Source organism: Mesorhizobium sp. WSM4935, assembly GCF_029625735.1.
Classification (GTDB): Bacteria; Pseudomonadota; Alphaproteobacteria; order Rhizobiales; family Rhizobiaceae; genus Mesorhizobium.
In genome coordinates this window covers 37,305-50,665 of the sequence record NZ_JARTVR010000024.1, presented here as the reverse complement: position 1 = coordinate 50,665, position 13,361 = coordinate 37,305, and the positions used below count along the sequence as shown (strand labels likewise).

Genomic DNA, 13,361 nt, shown 5'->3' with positions numbered 1-13,361 from the left:
AAAGCACGCGACGCGAGAACCGAGTTCGCAAATGCAACTTGACAGCCCAGACAGTCGCTCTCCCCCGATCGACGGGGAGAGGAAAGGCGCCACGCTTTTTTGCCGTCAACGCTCGCCCAGCAACGCTCCCTTCCTTTCCCTCCGGAAGGGGAAAGGTGGCGCTGCGAAGCGGCGACGGATTGGGGGAACCACGTGGCAACCAAGTCGAGGCCTGATCAGTCACGCCAGTCACAGAAGATGTGTGCATCCCCTAGCCCACTTCGTGGGGCGAGGAATTGGCGCCAAGCTTGTTCATTTGCATCGCTGCCTGAAAACATGCAGACATGGCGCCCGACGCGAGCGATGCCAAGGGAGAAAGCATGGCGGCAGTAGAGACAGTGCAGCGGGCATCGGGGCGCGGCATCTGGGGCTGGATGTTCTTCGACTGGGCGGCGCAGCCTTTCTTCACCGTCGTCACCACCTTCATCTTCGGGCCCTATTTCGTCTCGCGCATGGCGAGCGACCCGACCGCCGGACAGGCGGCCTGGGGTTACGGCATCGCCGCGGCCGGCCTGGTCATCGCGGTGCTCTCCCCGGTGCTTGGCTCGATCGCCGACCAGACCGGGCCGCGCAAGCCGTGGATCGCCTTCTTCGCCGCGATCAAGATCATCAGCCTTGCGCTTTTGTGGTTCGCGGCGCCGGGCTCGAACCTGTTCCTGGTCGTGCTGTTGTTCTCGCTGGCTTCGGTTGCGGCCGAATTCTCGACGGTGTTCAACGATTCCATGATGCCACGCCTGGTGCCGAAGGAAGAGATCGGCCGGATCTCCAACGTCGCCTGGGGGCTCGGCTATCTTGGCGGAATGGTAGCGCTGATCTTCGTGGTGCTGTTCCTGGCCGGCAATCTCGAAACCGGCAAGACGATCATCGGCCTCGATCCGTTGTTCGGGCTCGATCCGAAACTCGGCGAGGATGCGCGTTTCACCGGGCCGATGTCGGCCGGCTGGTATTTCCTGTTCATTCTGCCGATGTTCTTCTTCACCCCCGACGCCACCAAGGGGATCCCGATCGGGCCGGCGGTGCGCGAGGGCCTGTCCGAACTGAAGTCGACGCTTGCCGAAGTGCGCCAGCGCAGCGGCATCCTGCGCTTCCTCCTGGCCCGCATGATCTATCAGGACGGCGTCAATGCGCTGCTCGCGCTCGGCGGCACGTTCGCGGCCGGCATGTTCCATTGGTCGATCACCGAGATCGGCCTGTTCGGCATCATCCTCAACATCGTCGCCATCTTCGGCTGCTGGATCGCGGCGCGGCTGGATACGGCGCTTGGCTCCAAGGCGGTGGTGATGATCGCGCTGGTGATGCTGTCGGTCGCCACTATCGGCGTCGTTTCGACCGGCCCGGGTTTCACGCTGCTCGGCCTGATTCCGCTGTCGACCGCCGATTCCGGCGGCCTGTTCGGCACCGCGGCCGAAAAAGCCTATATCCTCTATGGGCTGCTGATCGGCCTTGCCTTCGGCCCGGTGCAGGCCTCGTCGCGCTCCTATATGGCGCGCAGTGTCACCGCCGCCGAGTCGGGCCGCTATTTCGGCATCTACGCGCTGGCCGGCCGGGCGACCAGCTTCCTGGCGCCGTTTCTGGTGGCGACCATCACCACCATGAGCGATTCGCCGCGGCTCGGCATGGCGGCGATCATCCTGTTCCTCGGCCTCGGCATGGCGATCCTGGCGGGGACGCCCTATCCGGCGGACAAGCCGAAGTAGATGCTTCGATAATTCTACTCCGCTGGCTGCTTGCTGCGGTTTTCTGCGCTTCCGGTGCTCACGGACCTGAATGTCCGCTCCGCTCCGGTTCTCGAAAACCGCACCAATCGACTCAGCGGCGCGAATTCTTGAAGCATCTCCCCGCCGAGCATCAATGCCTGAAATGCCTTACGCCGGTGAACACCATGGCGATGCCATGCTCGTCGGCAGCGGCGATGACATCCTCGTCGCGCATCGAGCCGCCGGGCTGGATGACGGCCGTGGCGCCGGCCTCGATCGCCGACAATAACCCGTCGGCGAAGGGGAAGAAGGCGTCGGAGGCCACGACCGAACCCTTGGTCAGCGGTTCGGCGAGGCCGCCGGCTTCGGCTGCGTCGAGCGCCTTGCGGGCGGCGATGCGCGAAGAATCGACGCGGCTCATCTGGCCGGCGCCGATGCCGACCGTCGCCCCGTCCCTGGCATAGACGATGGCATTGGACTTCACGTGCTTGGCGACGCGGAAGGCGAATTTGAGGTCGGCCAGTTCGGCCGGCGTCGGCGCGCGCTTCGTCACCACCTTCAGCTCGAGATCGTCGACCACGGCGTTGTCGCGGCTTTGCACAAGCAGCCCGCCGGCGACGGATTTCACCATTATGCCGGCGGCGCGCGGATCGGGCAGGCCGCCGGTCACCAGCAGGCGCAAATTCTTCTTCGCCGCGACGATCGCGGCTGCTTCGTCGGTCGCGTCGGGCGCGATGATGACCTCGGTGAAGGTCTTGACGATCTCTTCCGCCGCGTTTGCGTCCAGGATGCGGTTCATGGCGACGATGCCGCCGAAGGCCGAGACCGGATCGCAGGCCAGCGCCTTGGCGTAGGCCGCCTTCAGCGACGAGCCTTCGGCGACGCCGCAAGGGTTGGCGTGCTTGATGATGGCGATCGCCGCCGATCGGGCGGGGTCGAACTCGCCGACCAACTCGAAAGCGGCGTCGGTGTCGTTGATGTTGTTGTAGGAGAGCTGCTTGCCTTGCAATTGCTTTGCCGTCGCCACGCCCGGCCGCCTGTCGCCCGAGAGGTAGAACGCTGCATTCTGATGCGGGTTCTCGCCATAACGCATCACCTGGTCGAGACGGCCGCCGAAAGCGCGCCATGTCGGGTGCTCGACCTCCAGCGCCTCGGCGAACCAGCCGGAGATCGCCGCGTCGTAAGTTGCGGTGCGGGCAAAGGCCTTGGCGGCCAGCATCTTGCGGAAGTCGAGCGACAGCGAGCCGAGATTCATCTCCAGCGCGTTGACGACGGAGGCATAGTCGGCCGGGTCGGTGACGATGGCGACATAGGCGTGGTTCTTGGCCGAGGCGCGGATCATGGCCGGACCGCCGATATCGATGTTCTCGACGATCGAGGCATAGCCCGCGCCGGAGCGGCGGACCTCCTCGAACGGGTAGAGATTGCAGACGACGAGATCGATCGGTTCGATGTGATGGTCGTGCATGGCCTTGGCATGATCGGCATCGTCGCGGATGCCGAGCAGTCCGCCATGCACCGACGGATGCAAGGTCTTCACCCGCCCGTCCATGATCTCGGGAAAGCCGGTGAGGTCGGAAACGTCGCGCACCGCAAGGCCTGCCTCGGCGATGGCCTTTGCCGTGCCGCCTGTCGACACCAACTCGACGCCGGCAGCGGCGAGCGCTTTGGCGAAATCGATCAGGCCGGTCTTGTCGAAGACGGAGAGCAGCGCGCGGCGCACCGGAACGAGATCCGGCGCCGGAATGTTTTTTGTGGGCACGGCCATGCAGGCGGCCTTTCAGAGCTGTTGGAAGGGACGTTGGCCGGCCCTAGCATATGAGCTCCGGAAATCAAATGAGTCTTGGATCAGGCGCGCAGCCGGATTTGTCCGGACCTCGGTTGTTCTCGGGATGGCCGGCGACAACGGTGCGGGTCAGCTGCCAGTGGATCTCGGCAATTTCGGAAGCCTTGAAGGCGAGCACGATCTGCCGGCTGCGGCGCGGACCGCCCAGACCGGCGAAATAGATCGATTCCTCGACCTCCGGCGCCACTTCGGCGCAAGTGAAAACCCAGCAGTCGCCTTGCGCGGCGGCAAGCGTCAGGCGGTCGTGGTCGTCCTGCAGCAGGCTGATATCGGGGTGGATGTGGAAGCGCACCGTGACGAAGTCGCGGCCATTGTTGCGGATTGCTCCGCCGCCAGGGCGCAGGAAACGGTCGCGGCCGGCAAGCACGTTGCCGTTCGTGCCGAGCTTCAGCTCGCGCTCATGCAGGAGGCCGAATTGCTGGACATAGCCGTCGTGTCGGGCGACGAAGCCATGCATGCCCTTCTGGTCGAGTCGCTTGCAGGGCACGTGCTGCGGGCCGCCGATCAGCGGCGAACCCAAAAGGTCGCTGACGCGCAGCGAGTGGCTGAAACGCGCCGACGAGGTGTCGTTGACGGTGGCGGTGGAATGCGCGGCGGTGGCGCGGGCCAGCGGCCGGAATTCCGGCGCGCCGAAAGTGTCGATGCCGGCATTGACGATGAAGTGCTGGCGTCCGGACGAAAGCTCGAAAGCGAGGCAACCGGCGTGTGCCGTGTTCGAGACGTCGATGGGCGGCGGCAGGCCGGTGTCGGCGATCACCGTCACGCCGCCCATCGACAGGCGCTCATAGCCGGAATGCGGCGCGTGCAGCAGCGGCGCGCCGACCGTGTCGTCATGGCGCATGATGGTGGCGATGCGGTCGTGGATGGTGGCGCCCATGCCGTTGAAGCGGGCGAGGCTGCCGTCCTGGTGGCGGAAGAAACGCAGCGCCGGCAGCATGCGGTCGATGGCGCCGATCAGCGCCGCGGGCGGCGCCTCGGCCTGGTTGGCATAGGTCTGGCGCAGCGGCAGGAGATCTGCCAGCAGCTCCAGCACCGCCATCGGGTTGCGCGAGATGTGGCCGCCGTCGGGCAGGATCTGGCGGTCGAGTTCCTCGGCCAGATTGCGCGTGGCAGTGCGCAGCGCCGAGGCCGGCGCCGGCAGCGACAGCGCTGCGAAGGCGAGCGCTATGCGGGCGCGCAGCCTGTCCTCGCCATCCGGCATCTCCCGCGCCATCGAGCGCAGGTAGCGGATCTGCACGGCGAGCGATTTGAGGAAGGCGCGATAGAAGGGAAATTCGGCGCCTTGCAGCACCACCGAGGAATGCTGCAGCCAGGCGATGACGCGCTTGGCGGTCGTTCCCGGCTCCCAGGCGATGCCCGAAATCTGGTTGCCGTGCATGGCGATCCAGTCGGTCACGAGCGCTCTGGCATTGGCGGCGGCAAGCTCGGTGCCGGTGGCGCGCATATGGCGCAGCCAGCGAAAACCGTGCAGCGATTTCTGCCAGCCGCGATTGGGCACATCGAGCTGGAAAGGCGACTTGCCGCCGGTCTCGACCAGGTGGCCGGACAGCGGGTAGCGGCCGTAATAGATCTCCAGCGCGATCTGCGGATCGGCGAGCCGGAGGTCAGGTGGGGCGATCAGGACACGTTCGGGCGTGCGCCCGGAATAGCGCCAGCGATAAACCGGCCCGGCGCGGAGGCGCCGGCGCGTTTTGCGCCAGAACTCCCTCGCGACAAGCGTCCAAAGACGCGTCGTGCTGCCGGCAACAAGTGCCAATAGCCCTCCTGGTGTCCCCATATCCCAAGCACAAGCTTATGTGATTCAAGAACTTATGCGAAGGCAGATTTCGCCGAAGTGAACCACTTCACGCCGTCTTGCCGGTGCCATCCCTAAAAAAGTCAGCAAATTTTATGAGATAATGCGTCAAGCCGTCCGCTTCATCCGCGCGGCGAAGAAGCCGTCCAGGCCTGAAATTCCAGGCGGTCCCAGTGCCAGGTCGGCCGGCGTGGTGCGCAGCGTCCCCTCCGGCGTCAGGAAAGGATCGATGCCGGTGAACTCGCCGGGACCAACGGGATCGTCGATCGCCGCCGGTGTTTCGGCGAGGAAGGACCGGTAGAGTTCCTCGCCTTCCAGCGGATCGAGCGAGCAGTTGGAAAAGACGATCCGGCCGCCGGGTTTGACGAGCGCAACGGCGTGAGCGAGGAGTTTGCGCTGGAGATCGGCGAGCTTTTCGACATCCGCCACGGTCTTGGTCCAGGGCACGTCGGGGTGGCGGCGCACCGTGCCGGTCGAGGAGCAGGGCGCGTCGAGCAGCACGGCGTCGAACAATTGCTCCGGCCGGTAATCGAGCAGGTCGGTCTGGACGAGATCGGCCGCCAAGCCGAGGCGGTCGAGATTCTGCTTGAGCCGCGCCAGCCGGTTCTTCGAGGTGTCGACGGCCGTCACGCTGGCGCCGGCCAGGATAAGCTGCGCCGTCTTGCCGCCGGGCGCGGCGCAGAGGTCCGCGGCGCGCTGGCCACGGATGTCGCCGAACAGGCGCGCCGGCAAGCTTGCGGCTGCGTCCTGCACCCACCAGGCGCCGTCGGCGAAACCGGGCAGATCGGCGACGTTTGCCGAAAGCTTCTCGACACGCACCGTGCCGGTCGGCAGCACGATGCCGCCCAGGCGCTCGGCCCAGAGCGCCGGATCGGTCTTGACACTGAAATCGACCGGCGCCTCATGGCGATGCGCGGCAAGAATGGCGCGCGCCTTGTCGGCTCCATAAGCGGCGGTCAGCCGTTCGGCGAACCATTGCGGCGCCTCGCCGGTCGCGGCAAGCGCCGGGGCAAGCTCGGCGTCCTTGGCACGGGCCAGCGAACGCAGCACGCCGTTCACGAGGCCGGAGAAGCGCGTGGTGCGCGGGTCGGATTTGGCGTGGGTGACGGCAAGGTCGACGGCGGCGCTGTCCGGAACATCGAGAAACAGGATCTGCGCGGCGGCGACGTTGAGGATATGCGAGAGCGCCGTAGCGTTGGCCGGCAGCGGCTTTTCCAGCCGCTTCGCCAGCAGCCCGGCAATGGTCATGCGGTGGCGCAGCGCGGTCACCAGGATGGCGCGCACCAGCGCGCGGTCGCGGCCGTCCAGCGCCTTGTATTGCGGGTGGCCGTGCTCGTTATCGGTCAACCCGTCGAGCGGCGTGCGGGCATCGATGACGGCAGCAAGCAGCCGCGCCGCCGCCTTGCGCGCGGCAAGGCCGGCTATCTCGTCACCGGCCTTGTGTCGCGGATTGGCTGAATGCCCGCGCCTCGGCGGCGTCACGACCAGGGGCCCCTGCGCCCCGCATTGCGCGGTCCGGTCGGGTTACGGCCCCAGGGGTTGGGTTTGGGCTGCGGAGGCGGCGCGGGCTCTGGCCGCTTGCCCCATGGACCGGCCGGAAGCTCCTCTGGCTCGACGGGTGGCGGAGAAGCCTCACGCCGATTGGCCGGCGCGGTGCTCCCCATCGCGCGCGCCATCTCCTGCAGTGCCGCGATGCGGTTCTCGGTGCTCGGATGCGTCGAGAACAGATTGTCCATGCGCTCGCCATGCAGGGGGTTGATGATGAAAAGATGCGCCATCGCCGGATTGCGCTCGGCATCCTCATTGGGAATCTGTTCGGCGCCGCGCGCGATCTTGTTAAGCGCCGAGGCCAGCCATAGCGGGTGGCCGCAGATCTCCGCGCCGCGCCGGTCGGCCTCATATTCGCGCGTGCGGCTCACCGCCATCTGCACGATCATGGCGGCGAAGGGCGCGACCAGCATAGCCACCAGCACGCCGACAAAACCGAACGGATTGTTGTTCTCCCGGCTGCCGCCGAGGAAGAAGGCGAAATTGCCGAGCATCGAGATGGCGCCGGCAAGCGTCGCCACGATCGTCATGGTCAGCGTGTCGCGATGCTGCACATGGGCAAGCTCATGCGCCATCACCGCCGCGACCTCTTCATGGGAGAGCCGCTCGAGCAGGCCGGTGGACGCGGCCACTGCGGCGTTCTCCGGATTGCGGCCGGTGGCGAAGGCGTTGGGCTGCGGGTTGTCGATCAGATAGGTCTTCGGCATCGGCAGGCCGGCCTGCTTGGCCAGTGCCTGGACGATCGCGTAATATTCGGGCGCGTTCTTCTCGTCGACCTCGATGGCGCGGTTCATCGACAGCACCATCTTGTCGGCGTTCCAATAGCTGAACAGATTGGTGCCGGCGGCGATCAAAAGCGCGATGACCATGCCGCCCGAGCCGCCGATCAGATAGCCGACGCCCATGAACAGCGCCGTCATCGCGGCAAGAAGCATTGCGGTGCGAAGCGTGTTCATCGTTTCATCCGTTGGGGGTCGATCCTGATTGCGTCATGGCTATATGATGGGAAACACCGGCCCGTGTTTCAATCGGCAAGGACTTATCGCATGACCGAAGAACCAAGCAAAACCGAAGCGAGCAGCGAGGCCGAGAAGCAGCAGAAGTCACTGAGGCCGGAAGCGCAGCGCGCGCTGGCCGAAGCCGAAGCGCGGCGCCGGTCGTACCGCGAGGCCGAAGCCCGTCTGCCGAAGGAGATCGGCGGCCGCGGCGGCAAGGAACCCGGCCGCTACGGCGACTGGGAGGTCAAGGGCCTGACCAGCGACTTTTAAGCAACGGCACGCTCGGGCGCGAGCGCAATCCAGCCACTGTCGTCCAGCGCGATGCCGATTTCGTCATAGGAACGGATCATCGGGTGCGGCGTGACGAGCGGATGGACATGCGTGGCGCTGATCACCATCACCGACGCGCCGGAAGCCTCGCCCGCGGCGATGCCCGCCGGCGCGTCCTCGAAGACCAGGCAGTCGCGCGCCTCGACGCCGAGACGCTTTGCCGCCAGCAGGAAGCAGTCCGGCGCCGGCTTGCCATGGGTGACATCTTCGGCCGTGACCATCATGGCGGGAACCGGAATGCCGGCCGCCTTGATGCGCAGCAGCGCCAGTTCGCGCGGCGCCGAGGTGACGATCGCCCAGCGCTCCGGCGGCAGCGATTCCAGGAATGCGACGGCGCCGGGAATCGGTACGATGCCTTCGAGATCGTCGGCTTCGGCCTTGAGCAGCAGATCCGCCTCCGCCACCGGATCGACGCCGGGGAGTTTCAGCGCGGAGATCGTCTCTCGCGCGCGCCTGCCATGGATCGTCGGCAGGAAGGCCGCGACATCGAGGCCATGCCGGTTTGCCCACGCCGTCCACACCCGTTCCGCCGCGGCGATCGAGTTGAGCACCGTGCCGTCCATGTCGAACAGGAAGGCGGCGAACTTTGAGCCTGCAAACATCGGATGTCCTGGAGAATCGTTTTCGGGGAGGGCGAAACGCAAAACCCAGTTTAGACCGGGCAACACCGCCTGGGAAGGCGAGACACTGCCATTTCGACTTAGGGCGCCGGAACAAGCTCCGGTTCCCGGCGTTGAACAGGCAGTCTTCCAAAATCACCAAGGGGGAACGCGATGCTGATCCGGCTCGGCTATGAAATCGCCATTGAATGCGCGGCGGTGACGCCGATCATCTCGCTTCTCGACATCCATCCCGATCGCCATGCCGATATCAAGCGGCAGACGCGGGTTCTGACCTCGCCCTCGGTGCCGACCCGGACCTATCGCGACGGCCACGGCAATGTCTGCCGTCGTTTCACGGCGCCGGCAGGCAACTTCCGCATCCTCTACGACGCGGCAGTCGAGGACAGCGGCGAGACCGACGAAGTCAACACGCTGGCGCGCGAAACGCCGGTGGCGGAATTGCCGGACGATGTGCTGGTCTATCTGCTCGGCAGCCGCTATTGCGAGACCGACCATCTCAGCAACACCGCCTGGCAGCTTTTCGGCCAGCTGCCGCCCGGCTGGGCGCGCGTCCAGGCGATCGTCGATTACGTCAACAGCCGGCTCTCCTTCGGCTACGGCTATGCGCGCGCCACGCGCACGGCGGCGCAGGCGCATGAGGAGCGTGTCGGGGTGTGCCGCGATTTCGCGCATCTGGCCATCGCGCTTTGCCGATGCATGAACATCCCGGCGCGCTACGTGAACGGCTATCTCGGCGATATCGGCGTGCCCGCCGACCCGGCGCCGATGGACTTCTCGGCCTGGATGGAAGTCTTCCTCGACGGCAAATGGTACACGTTCGATCCGCGCCACAACCGGCCGCGCATCGGCCGCGTCGTCATTGCGCGCGGCCGCGACGCCACGGACGTGCCGCTGCTGCACAGTTTCGGCCCGCACCGGCTTACGCTGTTCAAGGTCTGGACCTACAAGCAGGAGGGCAACCGCTTCAATCCTCCGCACCATGGCGTCAATCGGACGGCCAGCGCGCAGATGCTGGCTTAGGTTGGTTTGATATCAGGTAAGGCCGGCCTGCGAAGGACCGCCTCCTGCGCTTGCTGCGCTCAAAAGACCCTATGCTGCAGCTGTTTCATCGCAGCTTATGGCGGACGCTGACCCGCTTCGGCACAGGTCGATTGTGCCGAAGAGAGAACGGCCGCGACAGCTTTCGAGATCATGGTAAGCGCTTCGTGAAGGTCACCTCGCCAGCGCATTTTCGTTTACTTCCCGTTCACCCATAAATTTACCGAAAGCCAGCTAAAACAATGGATTAACTGCCTGTTGAGCGTCTTTCGGCGGCTGTCCGCCGGGTCTGGCCGAATTCCTGCAATGCCCTGGCCGAGCGGCGCAGCGCCGCAGACAGTGGAGGCGGAAGGGATGCGGCAGTTCAGAGGTGTCGTTCGTGGGGTGGACGGCTTTGCCCGCAATCGCGGAGGCAATTTCGCGGTTCTGTTCGGAGCTGCCGCATCGGTCCTCGCGCTGGGGGTGGGATTCGCGGTCAATATCTCGCAGCTCTACAATGCGAGGTCGAGCTTGCAGGGCGTCGTCGACGCCGCTGTGACCTCGACGGCCCGCGATCTCACCCTCGGCGTCATCACCGAAGCCGACGCCAACAAGACGGTGCAGGCATTCCTCGACGCCAACAGCGCGGCCGGCATCCTGCGGACCGATCAGGTCGTGCTGGACAAGCTTACGGTCAACAGGACAGCCAACACCGTACAGGCGGACGCGCATGTCGATGTCGGTCTCTTCTTCCCGCTGTTCAGCACCGACAACATGCGCCGCGTGACCGCCTCAACCACCGCGCTTTATTCGGACAAGACGGTCGAGGTGGCGATGATGCTCGACGTCACCGGTTCGATGGCGCCCGACAGGCGCGCCAAGACCAACAAGATCGGCGACCTAAAGATCGCAGCGTCACAGACGGTAAAGGATCTCCTGGATCAGAATCGGGATCCAAGCAATCCGCGCATTCGCGTGTCGATCATCCCCTACGCCGAAGCCGTCAACACCGGCGGCCTCGCTGACACCGTTTTTGTCGAGACCGAGACGGGGCCGAAAGTGCCGCCGCCGATCGATGCCGCCATGTCGATTTCCGCAACGGTGTCCGACAATTGCGCAACCGAGCGCAAGGACAAGGATGGCTACGCCGACTATTCGTCGGACGGGCCTTACACGCAACGCCGGGATAATCGGGGCAAAATATATCTGGCCAAGGTCAACCGCGACTACCGCATGAGGGTATGCCCTACGGCTGCCCTGGTTCCGCTGACTGCCGACGAGGACAAGCTGCTCACGGCGATCGATCATTTTCAGGCCGCAGGCGTGACCGCAGGCGGTATTGCCGTGCAATGGGGCTACTACATGCTCTCGTCAGCCTGGCGCTCGGCAATCTCGAGCGCCCGTTTGGGCGCCGGCCCCGCCAACTTCGATCGGAACAGGGTGGCCAAGATCGCCATTCTGATGACGGATGGCCAGTTCAACACAGCCTTTGCCGGCGAACGCGGCGCGTCACGGCCACAGGATCAAGGTCAGAAGTCGCGCGCCAATGCCGAAAACATCTGCGATAACATGAAGCGCGACGGCATCGAGATCTTCACCATCGGCTTCGATCTCAGCGATCCGGCGATGACCGCGACAGAACGCGATCAGGCCAAGTCCGTGTTGAAGGACTGCGCGACTGACGACACCTCGCCGCTCAAGCATTATTACGAGGCCGCCAACGGCGCCGAATTGTCACATGCCTTCGGTGAAATCAGCCGCAACATCGAGAAGCTCACAATCAGCCGCTGATCTGCAGTGCCGACCCAAAACGGAAAAGGCCGCCGCTTCTTGACGAAGCCGGCGGCCTTCCGTGTTTCCGTCCATGACGCGGCTCCTGGCGGCGGCCCCTCCGGGCTACCTGCCGCGCGTCTCGCGCCTTAACGGGAAGACTGCTTCCCGGAAGTGCAATCCGCAGAGCTCACGTTATGGAAAACGAAATCACTCGACATCGGATCACCTCCTTTCAGTTCGTTGAACACACCCAGATGATGGGGTGCGTCGCCGCAAAAGACAAGATGACGCAACGGAATGCTCATGCCTCGAGCCAGGAAACCTGCGCTTGCGGTGCTTTTGCGCAACAGATCGGGATTGCGGTCCACAGGCCGGTGGACGACAGTGCGGCTTCGGGGGGATGCGACATAGCGGGAGGTGGGAATGGATGCCGCCGACAGAGCCGCGCGGATCGTACGCAAGGTCGTCGAAACGCTGAAGCCGGGTTTCGCGGTCAGGCTGTGGACCGGCGAGCGGATCGGACCCGCCAGCGGTCCGGTGCTTGCCATCAACGACCAGGATATCGTCTGGCAACTGCTCCGCCGGCCGACCTTCTCGACGCTGGTGGAGATGTGGATTTCCAAGACGGTCGATATCGAAGACGGCACGCTGTTCGATTTCTATGCTCTGCCTTCACAAGGCAAGCTCAAGACGAGGCTCAAATCCCTCCCCAAGCTGGCAATACTGCGCGACCTGCCAATGGTGCTGTTTTCGCGCAAGCAGATGACGGCGCGCAGCGATCTTTCCGGCCGCAAGCCTTTCGTCAGCGGATCGAACAGGGAGGCGATCCAGCACCATTACGACATTTCGAATGATTTCTACCGGCTCTTCCTCGACGAGCGCATGGTCTATAGCTGCGGCTATTTCCAGGATTTCGCCAATGGGATCGACCAGGCGCAGGTCGACAAGCTCGACCATATCTGCCGCAAGCTCAGGCTGAAGCCCGGCGAAAGGTTGCTCGACATCGGCTGCGGCTGGGGCGCGATGCTCATCCATGCGGCGAAACATTACGGCGTCGTCGGTCACGGCGTCTCGCTGTCGCAAGCCCAAACCGACCTTGCCCGCGAGCGCATCCGCGCCGAGGGGCTGGAGGGCCGCATCACCATCGAGCTGAAATCCTATGCCGAACTCTCCGGCGCTTTCGACAAGATCTCGTCGATCGGCATGTTCGAGCATCTGGGCCTTGCCAACCACGCGGCCTACTTCTCGGCCGTGCACCGTTTGCTGAAGCCCGGCGGGATCTATCTGCACCACGCCATCACCAGGCGCAGCAAGGGCGACATCAGGAAGACGCTGCGCAAGGGGCCGGAATACAAGGCGCTGATCAAATACATCTTCCCCGGCGGCGAGCTCGACACGATCGGCATGACGCTCGGCAATCTCGAGGCGCACGGCTTCCTCGTCTATGACGTGGAGAACCTGCGCGAGCATTATGCGCGAACCTGCCGGCTGTGGGCCGAGCGCCTGCATGCGCGCTTCGACGAGGCGGTCGCCGAGGTGGGCGAGCCCAAGGCGCGGCTGTGGCTGCTCTATCTCACGGGTTGCTCGATCACCTTCGAGCGTGGCTCGGCGCAGATCTTTCAGACAGTGGCCACCAAGCGCGCCCGCGGCCCGAGCGGTCTGCCGCCGACACGGGCGGATTTGTACCGGTAGACC

The 13,361-nt window shown here is 64.9% G+C and carries 10 protein-coding genes; 5 read left to right on the top strand and 5 right to left on the bottom strand.

The features are described 5' to 3' along the window. Positions 1 to 323: 323 nt before the first annotated feature. The gene (locus tag P9273_RS30610) at positions 324 to 1,736 is read left to right on the top strand and encodes an MFS transporter (RefSeq protein WP_442920274.1); all 1,413 of its coding nucleotides are present in this window, start codon (positions 324 to 326) and stop codon (positions 1,734 to 1,736) included. 151 nt (positions 1,737 to 1,887) lie between these two features. Here P9273_RS30610 and purH read toward each other — a convergent pair whose 3' ends face one another. The 4 genes from purH to htpX form a co-directional block, all read right to left on the bottom strand. Further along, positions 1,888 to 3,504, bottom strand: coding sequence for a bifunctional phosphoribosylaminoimidazolecarboxamide formyltransferase/IMP cyclohydrolase (purH, locus tag P9273_RS30605; protein WP_278052227.1), 1,617 nt, complete (start codon positions 3,502 to 3,504; stop codon positions 1,888 to 1,890). A 64-nt stretch (positions 3,505 to 3,568) separates the two neighbouring features. Beyond that, complete coding sequence (locus P9273_RS30600) at positions 3,569 to 5,359, bottom strand: heparinase II/III family protein (protein ID WP_442920273.1); 1,791 nt, start codon at positions 5,357 to 5,359, stop codon at positions 3,569 to 3,571. A gap of 126 nt (positions 5,360 to 5,485) precedes the next feature. Next, positions 5,486 to 6,859 carry an RsmB/NOP family class I SAM-dependent RNA methyltransferase gene (locus P9273_RS30595; RefSeq protein WP_442920272.1) on the bottom strand — a complete coding sequence of 458 codons (1,374 nt, stop codon included), beginning with the start codon at positions 6,857 to 6,859 and terminating at the stop codon, positions 5,486 to 5,488. Continuing rightward, complete coding sequence (gene htpX / locus P9273_RS30590; RefSeq protein WP_278052225.1) at positions 6,856 to 7,881, bottom strand: zinc metalloprotease HtpX; 1,026 nt, start codon at positions 7,879 to 7,881, stop codon at positions 6,856 to 6,858. The genes P9273_RS30595 and htpX overlap by 4 nt, the downstream gene beginning before the upstream one ends. 90 nt (positions 7,882 to 7,971) lie before the next feature. On the opposite strand from htpX, the gene P9273_RS30585 reads away from it, so the two are divergent. After that, the gene (locus P9273_RS30585) at positions 7,972 to 8,193 is read left to right on the top strand and encodes a DUF1674 domain-containing protein (protein WP_278052224.1); all 222 of its coding nucleotides are present in this window, start codon (positions 7,972 to 7,974) and stop codon (positions 8,191 to 8,193) included. On the opposite strand, the gene P9273_RS30580 is transcribed toward P9273_RS30585, so the two are convergent. Continuing rightward, positions 8,190 to 8,855 (bottom strand): HAD-IA family hydrolase, encoded by a 666-nt coding sequence (locus P9273_RS30580; RefSeq protein WP_278052223.1) that lies wholly within the window; start codon positions 8,853 to 8,855, stop codon positions 8,190 to 8,192. The two genes, P9273_RS30585 and P9273_RS30580, sit on opposite strands and share 4 nt — an antisense overlap. 171 nt (positions 8,856 to 9,026) lie before the next feature. Here P9273_RS30580 and P9273_RS30575 point away from each other — a divergent pair, with 171 nt between their 5' ends. The 3 genes from P9273_RS30575 (at position 9,027) to P9273_RS30565 (ending at position 13,358) form a co-directional block, all read left to right on the top strand. Continuing rightward, a complete protein-coding gene (locus P9273_RS30575; protein ID WP_278052222.1) occupies positions 9,027 to 9,896 on the top strand; it encodes a transglutaminase-like domain-containing protein in 870 nt (289 codons plus the stop codon). 372 nt (positions 9,897 to 10,268) lie between these two features. Further along, complete coding sequence (locus P9273_RS30570; RefSeq protein WP_278052220.1) at positions 10,269 to 11,684, top strand: pilus assembly protein; 1,416 nt, start codon at positions 10,269 to 10,271, stop codon at positions 11,682 to 11,684. 405 nt (positions 11,685 to 12,089) lie between these two features. Continuing rightward, the gene (locus P9273_RS30565) at positions 12,090 to 13,358 is read left to right on the top strand and encodes an SAM-dependent methyltransferase (protein WP_278052218.1); all 1,269 of its coding nucleotides are present in this window, start codon (positions 12,090 to 12,092) and stop codon (positions 13,356 to 13,358) included. Positions 13,359 to 13,361: the final 3 nt, after the last annotated feature.